The sequence below is a fragment of the Silvania sp. genome (genome assembly GCF_051656365.1).
GTDB classification, from domain to species: Bacteria; Pseudomonadota; Gammaproteobacteria; order Enterobacterales; family Enterobacteriaceae; genus Enterobacter; species Enterobacter hatchlandensis.
In genome coordinates this window covers 18,757-38,229 of the sequence record NZ_JBOGBT010000087.1, presented here as the reverse complement: position 1 = coordinate 38,229, position 19,473 = coordinate 18,757, and the positions used below count along the sequence as shown (strand labels likewise).

The window sequence follows — 19,473 nt, the reverse complement described above, 5'->3', positions numbered from 1 at the left end:
GAGCAAGAGCCTGCTCTGCTAACACCTTCGCATCTTCGAAGTTCGTGTTACGGATAATCTTCTTAATGCGCGGGATGGAAATGGCGCTCATAGAGAATTCGTCCAGACCCATACCCAGCAACAGAAGTGTAGCACGTTCATCGCCTGCAAGCTCACCACACATGCCTGTCCATTTGCCTTCAGCATGAGAAGCATCAATAACTTGCTTGATCAGCGTCAGTACCGATGGGGACATTGGCTGGTAGAGATGCGCAATCATATCATTACCACGGTCAACTGCCAGGGTGTACTGGGTTAAGTCGTTGGTACCAATACTAAAGAAATCGACTTCTTTGGCTAAATGACGGGCAATCGTTGCCGCGGCAGGGGTTTCCACCATTACGCCGACTTCGATGGTTTCGTCAAAGTCTTTACCTTCGTCACGCAGTTCCTGTTTGTAGATTTCGATCTCTTTCTTCAGTGCACGCACTTCTTCAACAGAGATGATCATCGGGAACATGATGCGCAGTTTACCGAAAGCGGAAGCACGCAGAATAGCGCGGACCTGGTCACGCAGGATCTCTTTACGATCCATGGCGATACGCACTGCACGCCAGCCCAGGAACGGGTTCTCTTCTTTCGGGAAGTTCATGTACGGCAGCTCTTTGTCGCCACCGATATCCATGGTACGCACGATAACTGCCTGGGAGCCGCAAGCCAGAGCAACGGCTTTATACGCCGCAAACTGCTCTTCTTCGGTTGGCAGGGCGTCACGGTCCATGAACAGGAATTCGGTACGGTACAGGCCGACACCTTCTGCGCCGTTGCGCTCAGCGCCATCAACGTCACGAACGGTACCGATGTTGGCGCAGACTTCAACCTGATGGCCGTCCAGCGTAATCGCTGGCAGATCTTTCAGTTTGGCCAGTTCGGCTTTTTCAGAAGCAACCTGCTCCTGAACGGCACGCAGCTTGTCGATCTCTTCGTTGGTCGGATTGACGTAAACCAGATTGTTTACGGCATCCAGAATCAGATAGTCGTTGTTTTTAACCTGAGCGGTGACGCTACCGGTTCCCACGATGGCTGGCAGCTCCAGTGAACGCGCCATGATCGAGGTGTGGGAGGTACGGCCGCCCGCATCAGTGATGAAACCCAGCACCTTGTTCAGGTTCAGCTGTGCGGTTTCTGATGGGGTCAGGTCAGCAGCAACCAGGATAACTTCGTCCTGAATGGAGCTCAGGTCGATAATAGCCAGGCCGAGGATATTGCGCAGCAGGCGCTTACCGATGTCACGTACGTCAGCCGCACGCTCTTTCAGGTATTCATCGTCCAGCTCTTCCAGAGCCGTAGCCTGACCTTCGATAATCTCATGTGCAGCCGCGTCGGCTGTCATGTTCTTATCTTTAATGAGGGCTATGATTTCCTGCTCCAGCTCCTCATCTTCGAGCAACATGATGTGGCCTTCGAAGATGGCTTCTTTTTCTTCACCGAAAGTTTCGCCGGCTTTAGTCTTGATTGTTTCCAACTGCGCAGATGCTTTTGCACGACCGCTCAGAAAACGTTCAACTTCCTGACTAACCTTATCGGCAGAAATCTTTTTCCGGTCGATGACGATCTCGTCTTCCTTCAGCAGAAGTGCTTTGCCGAAAGCGATACCCGGGGATGCTAAAATGCCTGAAATCATAACCCTACCTTACTTGTGACTGATATTAAAAAGAACCCGGATACTTACTCGAGCTCAGCCATCAGTTTAACCAGATGCTCAACTGCTTTCTGCTCGTCTTCGCCTTCCGCGGAGATAGTCACAACGGTACCCTGAGTCAGGCCCAGAGTCTGCAGTTTGAACAGGCTTTTCGCGCTTGCGCTTTTGCCGTTGGAAGTCACAGTGATCTCAGAAGTGAAGCCTTTCGCTTCTTTAACAAACTGAGCAGCAGGGCGGGTGTGCAGACCGTTCGGAGCGGTAATGGTAACTTCTTGCTGGAACATTGTATTTCCCCAACTTATTGGTTTAGTGTTGTGGAACTAAAGTCTAGCCTGGCGGTTGGACTTTAGCCTGTATTGTTAGCACCGGCTTAACGGTACATAGCGCAGCTTGTGTCAAACGCATTCCGATGCTGGCATGTCAGGCTGCTGACGTTTCGTTCGACATTAAACATTATGCCGCGAAAGCAATACTTGAACCAAATCATAAAATCGATTCAGCCATCGGATTTCGTGATCCGATTAATTTCGCGCATCAAAATAATTGTCAGCTTAAATACCAGAGCCTACGGGGTGAAGCAATGCCAGAAGAGGTAAAACTTTGAAGCAGGCCACAAAAAAGCACCCTGAAGGGTGCTTTTTTACGCGCTATTTACATTTTGGCACTACTGTTGCAATTCTTTCTCAGTGAAGAGATCTGCAAACAGAGCCGTGCTTAAATAACGCTCACCCGAGGACGGAAGGATAACCACAATATTCTTGTTGGTAAAGGTTTCATCTTCGAGCAACTGCAGTGCCGCAGCAACCGCCGCACCCGAAGAGATGCCCGCCAGAATACCTTCTTCTTCCATCAGACGGCGTGCAGTTGAGATCGCCTCATCGTTAGTGATAGCAACCACTTTATCAATCAGCTTCAGATCCAGGTTACCCGGAATAAAGCCGGCGCCGATACCCTGGATTTTATGCGGACCCGGTTTCAGCTCTTCGCCTGCCAGCGCCTGTGCAATAACAGGGGAGTCGGTTGGCTCAACGGCAACGGTAATCAGATCTTTTTTGCCTTTAGTGCCTTTAATATAACGGCTGACGCCGGTCAGCGTACCGCCAGTGCCCACGCCTGAAATAAACACGTCAACCTGACCGTCGGTATCTTCCCAGATTTCCGGGCCGGTGGTTTTTTCGTGGATTTCCGGGTTAGCCGGGTTGCTGAACTGCTGCAGCAGCAGATATTTAGCCGGATCGCTGGCAACAATTTCTTCTGCCTTTTGGATCGCGCCTTTCATGCCTTTCGCGCCTTCGGTCAGCACCAGGTTTGCGCCCAGCGCTTTAAGCAGCTTACGACGTTCGATGCTCATGGTTTCCGGCATGGTCAGCGTCAGCTTGTAGCCGCGCGCTGCAGCCACGTAGGCCAACGCTATGCCGGTGTTACCGCTGGTTGGTTCAACCAGCTCAACGCCCGGTTTCAGCACGCCGCGTTTTTCCGCATCCCAAATCATATTGGCACCGATACGGCATTTTACGCTGAAGCTTGGGTTACGAGATTCTACCTTCGCCAGAATGCGTCCATTACCGATACGGTTCAGTCGAACCAGGGGCGTGTGACCGATAGTCAGCGAGTTGTCTTCAAAAATCTTACTCATGGCCTGTCCTTAACTGTTTGAATTTGGGATACCGCATCAGCATACCTGCAAGGCGGCGATGGGGAAGTAAGGAATTCGCATATCTATATGCTGCAAAGAAATAATGGGGATCGGTATGGAATAAGGAGTGGCATAAGCCTGCCCGTCATCCTTCACGCCGCAGGCGCGTTGGCTGCGTTCGTTCACCCCGGTCACTTACTGATGTAAGCTCCCAGGATTTACTCACTTGCCGCCTTCCTGTAACGCGAATTATTTAGGGCGAATGTGCTCTATTTCCATAACGCGTGTTTATCACGGTAGCAGTCGACCCACATCGCCGTCGCGCCGCAAACTGCAACCGGCATGATGAACAGATTCAGTACCGGGATCAGCGTAAACAGGCTGGTCAGGGCGCCAAACTGCATATTGGTCATCTTGCGGCTGCGCAGGGCGGTGCGCATCTCTTTAAACGGCACCTTGTGGTTATCAAACGGGTAATCGCAATACTGGATCGCCAGCATCCAGGCGCTGAACAGGAACCACACAACCGGCGCGACAGTTTGCCCGATGCCCGGAATAAAATAGAGCACCAGCAGCACCAGCGCGCGCGGCAGATACCAGGCAAGCTTTTGCCATTCGCGCTTCATGATCCGCGGGACATCTTTCATGACTCCCAGCACGCCGGTATCCGGTGGGGTTGCACCGGTCAGTCGCGCTTCGAGCTGTTCGGCCAGCAGGCCGTTAAACGGGGCCGCAATCCAGTTGGCAATCGTCGAAAAGAGATAGCCAAACACCAGCAGAACCGAGAGCACCACCAGCGGCCACAATACGTAGCTCAGCCACTGCAGCCAGTCGGGGACATGGCTCATAATGGCCGGGATCCAGCTGTCCAGTTGAGTGAAGAGCCACCAGAACGCACCACCCATCAGCAGAATGTTGATCAGCAGGGGCAGAATGACAAAGCGCCGGATGCCTGGCAGTGAAACCAGTTTCCAGCCCTGAGAAAAGTACCAGACGCCGCTGCGTGGGGGAGAAGAAGTTGATGAAACCATAACCAGGTGGAGCTCCTTTTATCACAACCAGTGAAATTGCCCGCCTATATTAGCCAGTTGTGGCACGTTGACCAGTTAAGAAATGTTCGAAAAAACAGCAAAAAGCACGATTTCGTCCATCTTTATGCTGCGAATGCTCTGCACGCACTTGCACTTGAGGTAATCGGCAAATACTCTTAGTGAGTAAATGTTTGCCGTGGTGGCAAGGTGTTAGAACAACAGAGAATATAATGATGCAGGATTTGCGTCTGATATTAATCATTGTTGGCGCGATCGCCATAATCGCTTTACTGGTACATGGTTTCTGGACCAGCCGTAAAGAGCGCTCTTCTATGTTTCGCGATCGCCCATTGAAGCGCATGAAGTCGACCCGTGAAGACGATAGCGATGACGATATCGATGAAACGGAAGATGACGGTGTGGGTGAAGTTCGCGTTCATCGCAACAATACGGCACCCGGTGCAGGCCATGGGGAGCATGAAGCGCCTCGTCAGTCTCCGCAGCATCAGTATCAGCCGCCGTACGCCTCCGCGCAGCCACGACCTGCGCAGCAGCAGCAGCCTGTCGACGTGCCGGTACAGCCGCCGCAACCGCAGCAGCAAGAGCCTGTGCGCCAGCAGCCGGTGCAGCAACCCCAGTATGCCGCTCAGCCTGAATCTCAACCTCAGCCGGTCGTGCAGCAGGCACCGCAGCCTGTTGCGCCGCAACCCGCACCTGCGCCTGTCGTAGAGCCGGAGCCGGTAGTCGAAGCCGCCCCAGTGGTTGAGAAACCGCAGCGCAAAGAGACGGTGATCGTCATGAGCGTTGCCGCCCATCAGGGTACAGCCATTAATGGCGAAGTGCTGCTCAACAGTATCGAGCAGGCGGGCTTTAAATTTGGCGATATGAATATCTTCCATCGTCATCTGAGCCCGGACGGTAGCGGTCCTTCCCTGTTCAGTCTGGCCAATATGGTCAACCCGGGAACCTTCGATCCGGAGATGACCGGTGACTTTACCACGCCAGGTATTACGATCTTTATGCAGGTGCCGTCTTACGGTGATGAACTGCAAAACTTTAAGCTGATGCTGCAGTCTGCCCAGCACATCGCCGATGAAGTCGGCGGCATGGTGCTCGACGATCAGCGTCGTATGATGACGCCGCAGAAGTTGCGCGAATATCAGGACCGCATCCGCGAAGTTAAAGAAGCTAACGCATAACAGTCTGCGTTTGTTTCACTCCTCCTCAACCCCCGCCTGTCGGGGGTTTTTCTCATTGATGGTGCGCCATGGACTCAATCGAACAACAACTCACTGAACTGCGAACCACGCTTCGCCATCATGAATACCTTTATCATGTGATGGACGCGCCAGAAGTGCCTGACGCGGAGTATGACCGTCTGATGGGTGAGCTGCGCGAGCTGGAAGCCCAGCATCCGGATTTAATCACCCCGGATTCGCCAACCCAGCGCGTCGGTGCCGCGCCGCTGGCCTCGTTCAGCCAGATCCGCCACGAAGTGCCGATGCTGTCGCTGGATAACGTCTTCGACGAAGAGAGCTTCCTCGCCTTTAACAAACGCGTGCAGGACCGGCTGAAAAGCACCGAGGCGCTGAGCTGGTGCTGCGAGCTGAAGCTGGACGGCCTGGCGGTCAGCATCCTGTATGAAAACGGGGTGATGATTCGCGCCGCGACGCGTGGCGACGGCACCACCGGGGAAGACATTACCGCCAATGTGCGCACCATCCGCGCGATCCCGCTTAAGCTGCGCGGCGAGAATATTCCCGCACGTCTGGAGGTGCGGGGCGAAGTGTTCCTGCCGCAGGCGGGCTTTGAAAAAATCAACGACGAGGCGCGCCGTACCGGGGGCAAAATTTTTGCTAATCCGCGTAATGCCGCCGCAGGATCGCTGCGCCAGCTTGACCCGCGCATTACCGCGAAGCGACCCCTTACTTTCTTCTGCTACGGTGTGGGGATTCTGGAGGGTGGCGAGTTACCGGACACCCATCTGGGCCGCCTGCTGCAGTTCAAAGCCTGGGGGCTGCCGGTGAGTAACCGGGTGCAGCTGTGTGACTCCCCGGAGGCGGTGCTGGCCTTTTACCGTCAGGTTGAAGCCGATCGTCCGACGCTCGGGTTTGATATCGACGGGGTGGTGATCAAAGTCAACGCCCTTGCCCTGCAGGCGCAACTGGGTTTTGTCGCCCGCGCACCCCGCTGGGCAGTGGCCTTTAAGTTCCCGGCCCAGGAGCAGATGACCTTTGTTCGCGACGTTGAGTTCCAGGTCGGGCGCACCGGGGCGATAACGCCGGTGGCGCGCCTCGAACCGGTTCAGGTTGCCGGGGTACTGGTCAGCAACGCCACGCTGCACAACGCCGATGAAATTGACCGTCTGGGGCTGCGCATTGGCGACAAAGTGGTGATTCGACGCGCCGGGGATGTGATCCCGCAGGTGGTCAACGTCGTGGAATCTGAACGCCCTGAGGATACGCGTGCCATTGAGTTCCCGGCCCACTGCCCGGTCTGTGGCTCGGACGTAGAGCGTGTTGAAGGTGAAGTCGTGACGCGCTGTACCGGCGGCCTGGTCTGCGGGGCTCAGCGTAAAGAGGCCCTTAAGCACTTTGTCTCCCGCCGGGCGCTGGACGTGGACGGTATGGGCGATAAAATCATCGACCAGCTGGTTGAGAAAGAGTATGTCCATACCCCCGCCGATCTGTTCCGCCTGACGCCAGGCAAGCTGACCGGTCTGGATCGAATGGGGCCAAAATCGGCGCAAAATGTGTTTAATGCGCTGGATAAGGCTAAAGAGACCACCTTTGCCCGCTTCCTGTATGCGCTGGGTATCCGCGAAGTGGGCGAGGCGACAGCCGCCAACCTGGCTGCGTATTTCGGGACACTCGATGCGCTCCAGAAAGCGTCCATTGAGGAGCTGCAAAAAGTTCCGGACGTGGGCATTGTGGTTGCCACGCACGTGCTTAACTTCTTCGCGGAAGAGAGCAATCGCGACGTCATCGGTCAGTTGCTCAACGAAGGTGTGCGTTGGCCTGCGCCGGTGGTGATCAATGCTGGAGAGATCGACAGCCCGTTTGCCGGTAAAACGGTGGTGCTGACTGGCAGTCTGAGCCAGCTTTCCCGCGATGATGCCAAAGCGCGTCTGGTGGCGCAGGGGGCGAAAGTCGCGGGTAGCGTATCGAAGAAAACCGACCTGGTGATTGCCGGTGAGGCGGCGGGCTCGAAGCTCGCCAAAGCGCAGGAGCTGGGCATTGACGTGATTGATGAAGCAGAGATGCTGCGTCTGTTAGGAGAGTAACGTGGATAAAGCGCAGCTTATCGAGATCGCCAATACCGAGATGCCCTTCGGCAAGTATCAGGGCCGCAGGCTGATTGACGTGCCGGAAGAGTATTTACTGTGGTTTGCCCGTAAGGATGGATTTCCTGCCGGGCATCTTGGCGAACTAATGGCGCTGACGTTACTGATCAAAACCGAGGGGCTGACCCAGCTGGTTCAGCCCCTGAAACGTCCTTAAGCTTTAGCGGCGGGGGCCTTCTCCTGCGCCTGCAGTTTCTCGGTCTGGCGCTGATAGCGGCGCGCCAGCACCGAGCAGATCATCAGCTGTAGCTGGTGGAAGATCATCAGCGGCAGCACCATCATCCCAATTACCGAGGTCGGAAACAGAATATTGGCCATCGGGATCCCGTTTGCCAGGCTCTTTTTCGAACCGCAGAAGACAATGGTAATTTCATCGGCTTTATTGAAGCCGAAGCTGCGGGCGGCGAACACATTAATCGCAATGATGATTGCCAGCAGCACCAGACTCACCACTACGATAAACAGCAGCGATCCGACCCCGACTTTATGCCAGATACCGTTGACTACCGCTTCGCTGAAGGCGGAATAGACCACTAACAGAATCGATGTCTGATCGGTTTTGGCGATCCACTTCTTATGCTTCGCCACAAACGCCCCGGTCCACGGACGGGAGAGATGGCCGAGCACAAACGGCAGCAGCAGCTGGAGCATAATCTTCCCGACCTGATCCATGTTGCCTTCAGCCCCGTGCATATTCATCACCAGCCCAACCAGCAGCGGCGAGACAAAAATGCCTAACAGACTGGAAGCCGAAGCGGAGCACACGGCCGCCGCCACGTTACCGCCCGCCATCGAGGTAAAGGCGATGGCGGACTGGACGGTGGCCGGCAAAATGCACAGATAGAGGAAGCCGGTATACAGCGCCGGGTCGACATTGACCGGTGCCCACCAGGCAAACAGCACGCCTAACACCGGGAAGACGACAAAGGTGCTGCACATCACCCACAGATGCAGCCGCCAGTGGCTGCCGCCTGCAACAATCGCCTCGCGGGAAAGCTTGGCCCCGTGCATAAAGAACAGCAGCGCAATGGCGGCGGTTGTCAGCCCTTCAAAAAATGGCACAAAGCCACCGCGGGCCGGGAACAGTGAAGCCAGTAAAACAACGCCAATAAGCGTGAGCGTAAACGGATCGAGGATGCGAAAAAGTTTCATAAATACTCCTGAATAGAGATGGCACTATTGTGCTTTCTTCCCTTTGAGAAATAAAATTGATTTATTGCATCAATATATGAGGAAAACAGATGAATTACTCCCTGCGTCAGCTGCGCGTTTTCGTCACCGTCGCGCAGGCAAAAAGTTTTAGCCGGGCAGGGGAGAAAATCGGCTTGAGCCAGTCGGCGGTGAGCCACAGCGTGAAGGAGCTGGAACTGCAGACCGGGGTCCGTTTACTCGACAGAACCACGCGCGAGGTGGTGCTGACCGAGGCAGGCCAGCAGCTGGCGGCGCGTCTGGAGCGCATACTGGACGAGCTGTCGACTACCCTGCGCGACGTGGGCCGGGTCGGGCAACAGCTGTCCGGGACGGTGCGGGTGGCGGCCAGCCAGACCATTTCGGCGCATCTTATTCCGCACTGTATTGCTCAAAGTAATTTTCAGTACCCGGAGATTAAATTTGTCCTGCACGATCGCCCGCAGCAGTGGGTGCTGGAGAGCATTCGCCAGGGGGAGGTGGATTTTGGCATTGTGATCGATCCCGGTGCGGCAACCGATTTGGAGTGTGAGACCGTGCTGTCGGAACCCTTCCTGCTGCTGTGCCGCGACGATCATCCCTTTGCCGGACGGGATTCGGTGAGCTGGCACGAGCTTGAGGGTCAGCGGCTGGTGCTACAGGATTATGCTTCCGGCAGCCGACCGCTGATCGACGCCGCGCTGGCGGGCTTCTCGGTCGAGGCCAATATTGTGCAGGAGATTGGTCATCCGGCGACGCTGTTTCCGATGGTTGAGTCGGGCATTGGTATCAGCGTCCTGCCCGCGCTGGCGCTGCCGCTGCCGCAGGGCAATCATCTGCAGATCAAGCGACTGACTCCGGTGGTTGAGCGGCAGCTGATGCTGGTGCGCCGTAAGAATCGCTCGTTATCGACTGCGGCCCAGGCGCTGTGGGATGTGGTTCGTCTGCAGGCCAGCGAGCTGACCGCAGGTCGGGTGCGGGATCCGCTGTATCAGAAGTAGCAGACTAATCCATTCGAAACGCCTATCGATCGGCCCGGGAAAGTGTATTGGTAAAGGGTTAGCCACTCTCGCTATAAGAAAGAGGTACTCAACATTATTCCAATTATTCAGCTTAAAGGATTTCGCATGAGCCACTCTCTTTTTTCCCAGAATCCCTGGTATAGCGCCGACATCATCCGGGGTTACAAACCCGACTTTACGCCACGCGTGGCTTTTATTCTTGGCTCCGGTTTAGGCGCCCTGGCAGAACAAATTGAAGGCGCGGTGGCTATCTCCTACGAGAAGCTGCCGGGTTTCCCGGTCAGTACCGTTCATGGGCATGCCGGGGAGCTGGTGCTCGGCCATCTGGCCGGGGTTCCGGTGGCGTGCATGAAGGGGCGCGGACATTTTTATGAAGGCCGCGGCATGAGCGTGATGACCGATGCGATTCGCACCCTGAAGCTGCTGGGCTGTGAGCTGCTGTTTAGCACCAATGCGGCGGGTTCGCTGCGCCCGGAAGTCGGGCCGGGCAGCCTGGTCGCGCTAAACGATCACATCAACACCATGCCGGGTACGCCAATGGTTGGGCTGAACGACGAACGCTTCGGCGATCGCTTCTTCTCGCTGGCGAATGCTTATGATGCCGAGTACCGCGCGGTTCTGCAGACGGTGGCGGCAGAAGCCGGTTTTCCACTGACAGAAGGGGTCTTCGTCTCTTATCCAGGGCCTAACTTTGAGACGGTGGCTGAGATCCGCATGATGCAGATTATCGGCGGCGACGTTGTCGGGATGTCGGTGGTGCCGGAAGTGATCGCTGCCCGCCACTGCGGGCTCAAGGTGGTGGCCGTATCGGCTATTACTAATCTGGCGGAGGGGCTGGGCGACATCAAGCTGTCCCATGAACAAACGCTGGCCGCGGCAGAACTGTCCCGGCAAAACTTTATTGACCTGATCTGCGGGTTCTTACGCAAGTTAGCCTGACACTCATAATAATAATGACCCCGCCTGCGGGGTCTGACTCTGCGGCAAGGAACACAATATGGGTATTGCATCCCGATTAAAGGTCATGTCGTTTTTACAGTATTTCATCTGGGGTAGTTGGCTGGTCACCCTGGGTTCTTACATGATTAACACCCTCGATTTTACCGGTGCCAACGTCGGCATGGTCTACAGCTCTAAAGGCCTGGCGGCGATCATCATGCCCGGCATTATGGGGATCATTGCCGATAAATGGCTGCGCGCCGAGCGTGCCTACATGTTCTGTCATCTGGTGTGCGCTGGCGTGTTGCTCTACGCCACCACCGTCACCGACCCGGATACCATGTTCTGGGTGATGCTGATCAATGCTATGGCCTATATGCCGACCATCGCCTTGTCCAACAGCGTGTCTTACTCCTGCCTCGCCCAGTCGGGCAAGGATCCGGTCACCGCTTTCCCACCCATTCGCGTGTTTGGCACGATAGGCTTTATTGTGGCTATGTGGACGGTCAGTTTGATGGGGCTGGAATTAAGCAGCGCGCAGCTATATATCGCCTCCGGCGCGTCACTGCTGTTGGCGATGTACGCCATAACGCTGCCGAAGATCCCGGTGGCGCAGAAGAAAGCGTCCACCACGCTCGCCAGCAAGCTGGGCCTGGATGCCTTCGTGCTGTTCAAAAATCCGCGGATGGCCATCTTCTTTGGGTTTGCGATGATGCTGGGGGCGGTCCTGCAAATTACCAACGTCTTTGGCAATCCGTTCCTGCATGATTTTGCCCGCAATCCTGAGTTTGCCGACAGCTTTGTGGTCAACTATCCCTCTATTTTGCTTTCCGTTTCGCAGATGGCGGAAGTGGGCTTTATCCTGACCATCCCGTACTTCCTTAAGCGTTATGGCATCAAAACCGTGATGCTGATGAGCATGCTGGCGTGGACGCTGCGCTTCGGCTTCTTCGCGTTCGGCGATCCTTCTCCGTTTGGTTTTGTGCTGCTGCTGATGTCGATGATTGTCTATGGCTGTGCATTCGACTTCTTCAATATCTCAGGATCGGTGTTCGTCGAGCAGGAGGTAGACTCCAGCATTCGTGCCAGCGCCCAGGGGCTGTTTATGACCATGGTAAATGGCGTGGGCGCATGGGTCGGATCGATTCTGAGCGGAATGGCGGTGGATTACTTCTCGGTGGATGGGGTGAAAGACTGGCAAACCATCTGGCTGCTGTTTGCCGCCTATTCGCTGGCGCTGGCGGTTATCTTTGCCCTGTTCTTTAAATATCAGCATCAGCCAGAAAAAATGGCGGCCAACTCGCTGGCACATTAGTCCTGGCGCTTACGTTATTGTTACGGTGGGCCCTGTGGTAAATTCCCTGCATCACTCTCTTATTCATGGAGCGCAGTCGGGATGGAACGAGCCCACCGTATCGATCTGAAATTATTGCGTTACTTTCTCGCTGTTGCAGAAGAGCTGCATTTCGGACGGGCTGCGGCCCGTCTGAACATGTCGCAGCCCCCGTTAAGTATTCACGTCAAAGAGCTGGAGCAACAGCTCGGTACCTTGCTGTTTGTACGCCACTCGCGCAGCGTCGCGCTAACCCACGCCGGTAAGATCCTGATGGAGGAGTCGCGCCGTTTGTTGGCCAGTGCCAGCCAGGCTATGGCGCGCGTCGAGCAGATCGGACGCGGTGAGGCAGGGCGTATTGAGCTTGGCGTGGTAGGAACCGCCATGTGGGGAAAGATGCGGCCTGTGATGCGCCGTTTCCTGAAAGAGAATCCCAATGTTGAGGTGATGTTCCGCGAGAACATGCCCACCACGCAGATGGCGCTGCTGGAGCGACGTGAACTGGATGCAGGGATCTGGCGGATGGCGACGGAACCGATGCCGGGGTTTACCCGCTTACGCCTGCATGAATCGTCATTTCTGGTGGCGATGCCGCAGGATCATCCTCTGACTGCCTGTGATGCCGTACCGCTTGAGGCACTGCGCAATGAATATTTCGTCACCATGCCGTCGATGCATACCGACTGGGCCTTCTTGCAACGCGTTTGTCAGAGTGCCGGTTTTTCACCGATGATTGTTCGTGAGGTCATGGAGCCGCAAACGGTGCTGGCGATGGTCAGCATGGGGATTGGTATTACGTTAATTGCGGACAGCTACGCGCAGATGAACTGGCCCGGCGTGGTGTTTCGTCCCCTGGAAGCACGTATTCCGGCAGATCTGTATATCGTCTATGAAGAGCAGCAGGCAACGCCCGCAATGATAAAACTGGTTGAGGCGCTGACGCATTTAAACCGGGCATAAAGAGGGGATGCAGGCGCAGCGTGGAAATCTGGCCCGCATACGCGACGCATCAGACGTAGATATCAATCTTATGCTCATCGGAAGGGGAGTTCACCCCTTCCACTTTGCCCTGCTGCTGTTCCTGCTTCTGCTGTGCTTCTTCTGCCTGACGGCGTTGCAGCTGCGCCAGCTGGGCCTGCAACATTTTGATCTGCGCCTGCAGTAACTCCTGCTGCTTTTTCTTGTCTTCGGTGGTGCCGCTACCGTTGGCAACATCTTTCAGCTGCTGGGTCAGTTTGGTAATTTGCGACGTCAGACGGGTGATCTGTGAGGAGATGTCGCTGCCAGTACTGCGACTGCTGCCGCTGCTCTGGGTTTGTACCGATGCGGTGGATGTTTGTATTGTGGTCATGGTGAAAATCTCTTGCCAAAAAAGAGATATCGGCAAGAAATTGAAGAGCTTGAGGAAGCCTACCAGTATTGAGGGGGGAAATCGTCTCTATCGCAGATAGCAAAAAAGCGCCTTTAGGGCGCTTTTTTACATTGGTGGGTCGTGCAGGATGACTCGCTTCGCTTGCCCTTCGGGCCGTCGCCGCAAGCGGCTCCGGTGCCTCTCTACGTTCGGCTCGAACCTGCAGCAGGTTCGAATCGTCTCTATCGCAGATAGTAAAAAAGCGCCTTTAGGGCGCTTTTTTACATTGGTGGGTCGTGCAGGATTCGAACCTGCGACCAATTGATTAAAAGTCAACTGCTCTACCAACTGAGCTAACGACCCGAATGGTGGGTGATGACGGGCTCGAACCGCCGACCCCCTCCGTGTAAAGGAGGTGCTCTACCAACTGAGCTAATCACCCATTTCGGTACTTCTTTGATAAGACATTGCGTTGAGAATGGTGGGCGATGACGGGCTCGAACCGCCGACCCCCTCCGTGTAAAGGAGATGCTCTACCAACTGAGCTAATCGCCCATTCTCAAATTCTTATCTACACTGCGGTATCTACGTGAAGTAGATGGTGGGTGATGACGGGCTCGAACCGCCGACCCCCTCCGTGTAAAGGAGGTGCTCTACCAACTGAGCTAATCACCCCCGCTGTGTGGAGTCGCATTATAGGGAGAGTTGAAAATGAGTCAACGCCTTTTCTCAAGTTTTTATTTGTTCGTCGTAAAATTAAACAAAACGATCGCGAAAGCGGCAATGGCGCATGATTTCTAAACAAAAACGGTCAGCAACAAGGATCTCACCGCAACAAGATTGAGGAATCAGACTGGAGTGATAGAATATTGCCCACTTTAGTTTCCAGGATATGCCGGTTGTCGGCATCTTTATCACTGTAAGGCCATTTCATGAAAATCAAAACTCGCTTCGCGCCAAGCCCAACCGGCTATTTGCACGTCGGCGGTGCGCGCACTGCTCTCTATTCATGGCTGTTTGCACGTAACCAGGGCGGTGAGTTTGTGCTGCGCATTGAAGACACCGATCTCGAACGCTCAACGCCGGAAGCAATCGAAGCCATTATGGATGGCATGAACTGGCTGAATCTGGAGTGGGATGAAGGCCCGTATTTCCAGACTAAACGTTTTGATCGCTACAACGCGGTGATTGATGACATGCTGGTCGCGGGCACCGCCTATAAGTGCTACTGCTCGAAAGAGCGTCTGGATGCGCTGCGTGAAGAGCAGATGGCGAATAACGAAAAGCCGCGCTACGACGGTCGCTGCCGTCACGGTCATGAGCATCATGCGGATGACGAGCCGTGCGTAGTGCGTTTTGCTAACCCGCAGGAAGGGTCGGTGATTTTTGACGACCAGATCCGCGGCCCGATCGAATTCAGCAACCAGGAGCTGGACGATCTGATTATTCGCCGCACCGACGGTGCACCGACCTATAACTTCTGCGTCGTGGTGGACGACTGGGATATGGCAATCACCCACGTTGTGCGTGGCGAAGACCATATCAACAATACCCCACGTCAGATCAACATCCTGAAAGCGCTGAACGCACCGGTACCGGTGTATGCGCACGTCTCGATGATCAACGGTGACGACGGCAAAAAACTGTCCAAACGTCATGGCGCAGTCAGCGTGATGCAGTACCGCGATGATGGCTACCTGCCGGAAGCGCTGCTGAACTATCTGGTGCGTCTGGGCTGGTCCCATGGCGATCAGGAGATCTTCAGCCGCGAAGAGATGATCCAGCTCTTCTCGCTGGATGCAGTGGGTAAGTCTGCCAGTGCATTCAATACCGAAAAACTGCAGTGGCTGAACCATCACTACATCAACACCATGCAGCCGGAGTACGTGGCGACCTATCTGCAGTGGCACATTGAGCAGGCTAATATTGATACCCGTAATGGCCCGGAGCTGGCCGATCTGGTGAAACTGCTGGGTGAGCGCTGCAAAACGCTGAAAGAGATGGCTGAGAGCTGCCGCTACTTCTATGAAGAGTACGAAGCGTTTGATGCCGACGCGGCGAAGAAGCACCTGCGCCCGGTTGCGCGCCAGCCGCTGGAAGTGGTTCGCGATAAACTGTCTGCCATCACCGACTGGAGCGCTGAGAACGTACACCACGCAATTCAGGCGACGGCAGATGAGCTGGAAGTCGGAATGGGTAAAGTCGGCATGCCGCTGCGCGTTGCGGTGACCGGTGCCGGTCAGTCTCCAGGTCTGGACGTGACGGTGCACGCGATTGGTAAAACCCGCAGTATTGCGCGCATTAACAGAGCGCTAGATTTTATTGCTGAGCGCGAAAGCCAGCAGTAATCATGCAGTAAAAAACGGCAGGGTTTCCTGCCGTTTTGTTATTCCTCTGGCGCGTGGATATCAAGCCGAACGAGGAAACCTTTCAATCCTTCCCGCGCAAGCAATACATCAAGCCGCTGCTGTTCCGCAACGGTCATATTCTCCAGGGTATTGAAGATTTGTCGCAAGGGGCCGGCAGGCTTAGCGTTGCCATAGCTGGCCGCTGTTTCTGCCAACTGGTAAATTGCCTGACGTTTCCGAATGGCCGGAATGTTCATGATGTGCTCACGAACCTGGGCGTCAATATGGATCAGACGCGCCCGACCGCCTTTCACGCCATTAATACCTTCCGTCTTCCAGCCATTCTTGCGTACCCAGCGGTTGACTGTCTGTCTGGCGACACCGAGGGTATCGGCCAGCTCTTCGGTGGTCATTTTATTCGATAATTTTTTCATATTCGTTCTGCTCGCGAATCCCTAAGCGTTGCAACAATCCGGTAATCCCTTCCCGCAGTAACAGTGAGGCAAGTTGCTTCTGTTCTTTTTGGGTCATTTCACTGGCCAGCGTCAGCAGCAGGGCCTGTAGCGAGTTATCGGCCGACAGGTCGGGCAGTGGCGGTGCATCCGGCGCCCTGCGCGCGTTGCGGATAAAATCCCGCACCTTTTCATTCACATGAACCAGACGGGCCTTACCACCCTGTACGCCGGGTTTTGGCGACGTGGACCACCCCTCTTTACGTACCCATTTATTGATGGTCTGTCGGCTATAGCCAGTGAGTCGGGCCAACTCTTCTGGCGTCATTCGTTCCTTGATCATGCGATTTCCTGATGAAGAGTAGGGTTAATTAGTGATTCATTTTATAACATCGTTTTACGCGAAGACGTGACACGTTTAACGTATGGCTGCGAGCATCCTCGCAATGTGATTTATTTGCATGAATTTTCAGCGGTTGAACGAGGGTGGGGTAATTTGCCGTTGACACTCTGCAATGGAATTCATATTATGCCGCCCGTCAACACGACACGCTTTACGCGATGGGGCTATAGCTCAGCTGGGAGAGCGCTTGCATGGCATGCAAGAGGTCAGCGGTTCGATCCCGCTTAGCTCCACCAAACTCTGAACCCAACAGAGTCTGGTGCGTAAACAAAACTGTGGGGCTATAGCTCAGCTGGGAGAGCGCTTGCATGGCATGCAAGAGGTCAGCGGTTCGATCCCGCTTAGCTCCACCAAAATTCAGACCCTCGCCAGTGGCGAGGGTTTTTTTATGCCTTTCATTTACCTTCTCTTCACAAAACTGCCCCAATTCTCTACAGAACATAAATCCATACAAACTAAGTGACCATTTGCCGACGGGATGTTTGATCCGCACATTTAAACAACTTACTATAATTGCGCTCACTAAATCGCCAGAAACAATAATTAATATCATTCAATGAAAAGCACGACGTCTGTTAATTTGCGAAGTTTTACGCTTGCCCTGATGTTATGTATGGTATTCGTACCGTTATCACGTCTTATTTCACCGCGTGCGGTTGTTGATGGCTTTAACGTTTATCTTGCATGGATGCCACTCAGCGTCATGCTGGCCATTATTTTCCTGTTTGGTCGCCAGGCTGTTATTCCTGTTGTTATCAGTTTTGCTGTAATTAACGAATGGAATTTTCAACTGCCACTCATTCAGGCAGCGATATTATTATTTTGCCAGCTCTTCAGTACATTTGCAGTCTGTGGCATCGTCAGATGGCAACTGGGGCCGCGCTGGCGTTACAACATACCCAGTCGATTCATTGGCGGGCGCATATTCTGGTTGGGGTTGGTTATCCCGCTGGGCATGAAAACGTCCATGTATTTATCCGGGTATGTATGGCACTACCCTGTCGCGCTGGCGACCTTCTATGGGGAGGGTACGGCCATCTATAATATTGTGGATATTCAGAGCCTAATCTGTGCCGTACTGATCTTTACCATGATGTTCTATTACCCCTTAAGAATGATCCTCAATCCCCATTACGCCCGCGCGTTCTGGCGGCGTAATTTACGACCCTATTCGTCAACGCAGCATCCTGTTTTTACGCCAGCCATTATAATCAGTCTTATTGCGATCCTCCTTCTGCTGTGCCTCCCCTTCAGGGCGAATATTATTGCAGGCTATCTGGTGCCGGTTATTTTTATACTTTTTACCCTCGGTATCAGCAGGTTCCGCTATGGGACGATATCGCTGGGCTGGGCGGTGAGTGCATGCCTGCTGCTGACCTATAGCAAAAATTTTCTGCATGGCGTGCAAAACGGCTACTCGCTGGCATTTGTACTGTCGGTGCTGATCTCCTTTTCGATTTGCCTGGTCTACATGGCGCGAATTTTCCAGCGTAGCGAATGGCTCCGGCAGGGGTGGAAGGAGAGGGCATTGACCGATCCGCTCACCGGGCTACCCAACCTGCGAGCGCTGGAGATTTTTCTGGCCGAGAATGCGGATGTCAGTCTGTGCTGCCTGCGAATGCATAATCTGGAGTTTCTCAGTCGTCACTATGGCCTGCTGATGCGCGTGCAGTGTAAGCGCGCCATCATCCATGAAACGCAGCCTCTGTTGATTCAGAATGAGCAGCTTTTTCAGATCCCTGGTAATGAACTGGCGCTGGTGCTGCGCGGTCCGGAAGCGGGGGCTCGGCTGCAGCACATTGTCGATTGTCTGAACAGCCGCAAAATCTACTGGAACAATACCGGGCTGGACATTGAGTTTGGTGCCGCCTGGGGTGGGGTGGCATACAGCCGCGGTGAGAGCCTGCACCATACGCTGGGCCAGCTCAGCTGGCTGGCTGAACAGGCCTGCTCGTTGCATCAGGTGCTGTCGCTGACTAACAGCCTGGCGACCGTTTCGGGGCAAACCACGGATCGCGTTCTGATGCTGGGGCGGGTGAAGCGGGCGCTGGATGAAGGCGGGCTGCGCTTGTATGCTCAGCCGATCCAGAAAGCAGACGGAACCGGCTATCACGAAATCCTGTCCCGGCTGGAGAGCGACGGCGAAATTCTCACACCGGATAAGTTTCTGCCGCTGGTGGCGCAGTTTAACCTGAGCCGGCGGTTTGATATCAGCGTGGTCGAAGCGCTGCTGGCATGGTTACGCACGTATCCTTCAAGCCAAACGTGCGCGCGCTTTTCGGTAAACCTGATGCCGCTGACGCTAATGCAAAAGGACGTCGCACTCGACATCATTGCCCTGTTTGAAGACTACGCTGTCGCGCCGCAGGCGGTGATCATCGAAGTGACAGAAGAGCAAGCCTTCTCGAATTCGGAAGTCAGTATTCTGAATATTCAGCAACTGCGCGACTACGGCTTTAAAATTGCCATTGATGATTTTGGTACCGGCTATGCCAACTTCGAGCGGCTGAAGCGCCTGCAGGCCGATATCGTGAAGATTGACGGCTGCTTCGTGAAAGATATCTGTCGCGACAGCATGGATGCGATGATCGTGCAGTCCATTTGCAATCTGGCAAAGGCCCGTTCGCTGTGCGTGGTGGCGGAGTATGTTGAGCTGCCGGAGCAGCGCGAGATCCTGCTGGCGTGTGGCGTCGATTATCTGCAGGGCTATCTGATTGGTAAACCGCAGCCGCTCGCCGATCTCCAGGCGTAAAAAAACCGGGGAGAT

General features: G+C 54.7%; 17 protein-coding genes, 6 tRNA genes and 1 other RNA gene. 11 read left to right on the top strand and 13 right to left on the bottom strand.

Annotated features, from left to right (window positions below; translation table 11 throughout):
* The 4 genes from ptsI to cysZ all read right to left on the bottom strand — a co-directional run.
* Positions 1-1,663: phosphoenolpyruvate-protein phosphotransferase PtsI (gene ptsI / locus ACRDD5_RS16475; protein ID WP_438677370.1), on the bottom strand; the 1,663-nt coding region annotated here is incomplete at its 3' end.
* A 44-nt stretch (positions 1,664-1,707) separates the two neighbouring features.
* Positions 1,708-1,965, bottom strand: coding sequence for a phosphocarrier protein Hpr (ptsH, locus tag ACRDD5_RS16470; protein WP_000487600.1), 258 nt, complete (start codon positions 1,963-1,965; stop codon positions 1,708-1,710).
* Between the two features lie 380 nt (positions 1,966-2,345).
* A complete protein-coding gene (gene cysK / locus ACRDD5_RS16465; RefSeq protein WP_106994669.1) occupies positions 2,346-3,317 on the bottom strand; it encodes a cysteine synthase A in 972 nt (323 codons plus the stop codon).
* A 269-nt stretch (positions 3,318-3,586) separates the two neighbouring features.
* Complete coding sequence (gene cysZ / locus ACRDD5_RS16460; RefSeq protein ID WP_271280748.1) at positions 3,587-4,348, bottom strand: sulfate transporter CysZ; 762 nt, start codon at positions 4,346-4,348, stop codon at positions 3,587-3,589.
* Positions 4,349-4,578: 230 nt separating this feature from the next.
* Here cysZ and zipA point away from each other — a divergent pair, with 230 nt between their 5' ends.
* The 3 genes from zipA (at position 4,579) to ACRDD5_RS16445 (ending at position 7,848) form a co-directional block, all read left to right on the top strand.
* Positions 4,579-5,547: a cell division protein ZipA gene (gene zipA / locus ACRDD5_RS16455; protein WP_438677369.1), complete on the top strand. Its 969-nt coding sequence runs from the start codon at positions 4,579-4,581 to the stop codon at positions 5,545-5,547.
* A 68-nt stretch (positions 5,548-5,615) separates the two neighbouring features.
* On the top strand, positions 5,616-7,631 hold the full coding sequence (gene ligA / locus ACRDD5_RS16450; RefSeq protein WP_438677368.1) for an NAD-dependent DNA ligase LigA: 2,016 nt from the start codon (positions 5,616-5,618) through the stop codon (positions 7,629-7,631).
* Position 7,632: 1 nt separating this feature from the next.
* Complete coding sequence (locus ACRDD5_RS16445; protein WP_271280745.1) at positions 7,633-7,848, top strand: putative quorum-sensing-regulated virulence factor; 216 nt, start codon at positions 7,633-7,635, stop codon at positions 7,846-7,848.
* Here the strand turns inward: ACRDD5_RS16445 and ACRDD5_RS16440 are convergent.
* The gene (locus ACRDD5_RS16440; RefSeq protein WP_438677367.1) at positions 7,845-8,843 is read right to left on the bottom strand and encodes a bile acid:sodium symporter family protein; all 999 of its coding nucleotides are present in this window, start codon (positions 8,841-8,843) and stop codon (positions 7,845-7,847) included. The genes ACRDD5_RS16445 and ACRDD5_RS16440 overlap by 4 nt on opposite strands.
* Before the next feature lie 89 nt (positions 8,844-8,932).
* On the opposite strand from ACRDD5_RS16440, the gene ACRDD5_RS16435 reads away from it, so the two are divergent.
* The 4 genes from ACRDD5_RS16435 to ACRDD5_RS16420 all read left to right on the top strand — a co-directional run bounded on the left by ACRDD5_RS16435 (position 8,933) and on the right by ACRDD5_RS16420 (position 13,112).
* Positions 8,933-9,859 (top strand): LysR family transcriptional regulator, encoded by a 927-nt coding sequence (locus ACRDD5_RS16435; protein ID WP_271280743.1) that lies wholly within the window; start codon positions 8,933-8,935, stop codon positions 9,857-9,859.
* Positions 9,860-9,985: 126 nt separating this feature from the next.
* Positions 9,986-10,819 (top strand): xanthosine phosphorylase, encoded by an 834-nt coding sequence (gene xapA, locus ACRDD5_RS16430; protein ID WP_438677366.1) that lies wholly within the window; start codon positions 9,986-9,988, stop codon positions 10,817-10,819.
* Positions 10,820-10,877: 58 nt separating this feature from the next.
* Positions 10,878-12,134, top strand: coding sequence for a nucleoside permease (locus ACRDD5_RS16425; RefSeq protein WP_438677365.1), 1,257 nt, complete (start codon positions 10,878-10,880; stop codon positions 12,132-12,134).
* A gap of 81 nt (positions 12,135-12,215) precedes the next feature.
* A complete protein-coding gene (locus ACRDD5_RS16420; RefSeq protein ID WP_438677364.1) occupies positions 12,216-13,112 on the top strand; it encodes a LysR family transcriptional regulator in 897 nt (298 codons plus the stop codon).
* Positions 13,113-13,161: 49 nt separating this feature from the next.
* Here ACRDD5_RS16420 and ACRDD5_RS16415 read toward each other — a convergent pair whose 3' ends face one another.
* The 6 genes from ACRDD5_RS16415 to ACRDD5_RS16390 form a co-directional block, all read right to left on the bottom strand.
* Positions 13,162-13,503 carry a FlxA-like family protein gene (locus ACRDD5_RS16415; protein WP_271280742.1) on the bottom strand — a complete coding sequence of 114 codons (342 nt, stop codon included), beginning with the start codon at positions 13,501-13,503 and terminating at the stop codon, positions 13,162-13,164.
* Positions 13,504-13,635: 132 nt separating this feature from the next.
* Positions 13,636-13,760, bottom strand: a non-coding RNA gene (locus tag ACRDD5_RS16410) — RtT sRNA.
* Between the two features lie 30 nt (positions 13,761-13,790).
* Positions 13,791-13,866: transfer RNA gene (locus ACRDD5_RS16405), tRNA-Lys, on the bottom strand.
* Between the two features lie 3 nt (positions 13,867-13,869).
* A tRNA-Val gene (locus ACRDD5_RS16400) sits at positions 13,870-13,945 on the bottom strand.
* 37 nt (positions 13,946-13,982) lie between these two features.
* A tRNA-Val gene (locus ACRDD5_RS16395) sits at positions 13,983-14,058 on the bottom strand.
* Positions 14,059-14,102: 44 nt separating this feature from the next.
* Positions 14,103-14,178 (bottom strand) — tRNA-Val (locus ACRDD5_RS16390).
* Between the two features lie 257 nt (positions 14,179-14,435).
* On the opposite strand from ACRDD5_RS16390, the gene gltX reads away from it, so the two are divergent.
* Positions 14,436-15,851 carry a glutamate--tRNA ligase gene (gene gltX, locus ACRDD5_RS16385; protein ID WP_438677363.1) on the top strand — a complete coding sequence of 472 codons (1,416 nt, stop codon included), beginning with the start codon at positions 14,436-14,438 and terminating at the stop codon, positions 15,849-15,851.
* 38 nt (positions 15,852-15,889) lie between these two features.
* Here gltX and ACRDD5_RS16380 read toward each other — a convergent pair whose 3' ends face one another.
* Together ACRDD5_RS16380 and ACRDD5_RS16375 are read right to left on the bottom strand one after the other, a co-directional pair.
* On the bottom strand, positions 15,890-16,285 hold the full coding sequence (locus tag ACRDD5_RS16380) for a YfeC-like transcriptional regulator (protein ID WP_271280740.1): 396 nt from the start codon (positions 16,283-16,285) through the stop codon (positions 15,890-15,892).
* Positions 16,266-16,646, bottom strand: coding sequence for a YfeC-like transcriptional regulator (locus ACRDD5_RS16375; protein ID WP_271280739.1), 381 nt, complete (start codon positions 16,644-16,646; stop codon positions 16,266-16,268). The genes ACRDD5_RS16380 and ACRDD5_RS16375 overlap by 20 nt, the downstream gene beginning before the upstream one ends.
* A gap of 220 nt (positions 16,647-16,866) precedes the next feature.
* Here ACRDD5_RS16375 and ACRDD5_RS16370 point away from each other — a divergent pair.
* The 3 genes from ACRDD5_RS16370 (at position 16,867) to ACRDD5_RS16360 (ending at position 19,458) form a co-directional block, all read left to right on the top strand.
* A tRNA-Ala gene (locus ACRDD5_RS16370) sits at positions 16,867-16,942 on the top strand.
* Between the two features lie 41 nt (positions 16,943-16,983).
* Positions 16,984-17,059 (top strand) — tRNA-Ala (locus tag ACRDD5_RS16365).
* A 203-nt stretch (positions 17,060-17,262) separates the two neighbouring features.
* A complete protein-coding gene (locus ACRDD5_RS16360; protein ID WP_438677362.1) occupies positions 17,263-19,458 on the top strand; it encodes an EAL domain-containing protein in 2,196 nt (731 codons plus the stop codon).
* Positions 19,459-19,473: the final 15 nt, after the last annotated feature.

What these genes read in the sequence shown, in the direction of transcription:
- ptsH (WP_000487600.1), bottom strand. Translation starts at nt 1,965, where the DNA reads ATGTTCCAGCAAGAAGTTACCATTACCGCTCCGAACGGTCTGCACACC.
- cysK (WP_106994669.1), bottom strand. Translation starts at nt 3,317, where the DNA reads ATGAGTAAGATTTTTGAAGACAACTCGCTGACTATCGGTCACACGCCC.
- cysZ (WP_271280748.1), bottom strand. Translation starts at nt 4,348, where the DNA reads ATGGTTTCATCAACTTCTTCTCCCCCACGCAGCGGCGTCTGGTACTTT.
- zipA (WP_438677369.1), top strand. Translation starts at nt 4,579, where the DNA reads ATGATGCAGGATTTGCGTCTGATATTAATCATTGTTGGCGCGATCGCC.
- ligA (WP_438677368.1), top strand. Translation starts at nt 5,616, where the DNA reads ATGGACTCAATCGAACAACAACTCACTGAACTGCGAACCACGCTTCGC.
- ACRDD5_RS16440 (WP_438677367.1), bottom strand. Translation starts at nt 8,843, where the DNA reads ATGAAACTTTTTCGCATCCTCGATCCGTTTACGCTCACGCTTATTGGC.
- ACRDD5_RS16435 (WP_271280743.1), top strand. Translation starts at nt 8,933, where the DNA reads ATGAATTACTCCCTGCGTCAGCTGCGCGTTTTCGTCACCGTCGCGCAG.
- xapA (WP_438677366.1), top strand. Translation starts at nt 9,986, where the DNA reads ATGAGCCACTCTCTTTTTTCCCAGAATCCCTGGTATAGCGCCGACATC.
- ACRDD5_RS16425 (WP_438677365.1), top strand. Translation starts at nt 10,878, where the DNA reads ATGGGTATTGCATCCCGATTAAAGGTCATGTCGTTTTTACAGTATTTC.
- ACRDD5_RS16420 (WP_438677364.1), top strand. Translation starts at nt 12,216, where the DNA reads ATGGAACGAGCCCACCGTATCGATCTGAAATTATTGCGTTACTTTCTC.
- ACRDD5_RS16415 (WP_271280742.1), bottom strand. Translation starts at nt 13,503, where the DNA reads ATGACCACAATACAAACATCCACCGCATCGGTACAAACCCAGAGCAGC.
- gltX (WP_438677363.1), top strand. Translation starts at nt 14,436, where the DNA reads ATGAAAATCAAAACTCGCTTCGCGCCAAGCCCAACCGGCTATTTGCAC.
- ACRDD5_RS16380 (WP_271280740.1), bottom strand. Translation starts at nt 16,285, where the DNA reads ATGAAAAAATTATCGAATAAAATGACCACCGAAGAGCTGGCCGATACC.
- ACRDD5_RS16375 (WP_271280739.1), bottom strand. Translation starts at nt 16,646, where the DNA reads ATGATCAAGGAACGAATGACGCCAGAAGAGTTGGCCCGACTCACTGGC.
- ACRDD5_RS16360 (WP_438677362.1), top strand. Translation starts at nt 17,263, where the DNA reads ATGAAAAGCACGACGTCTGTTAATTTGCGAAGTTTTACGCTTGCCCTG.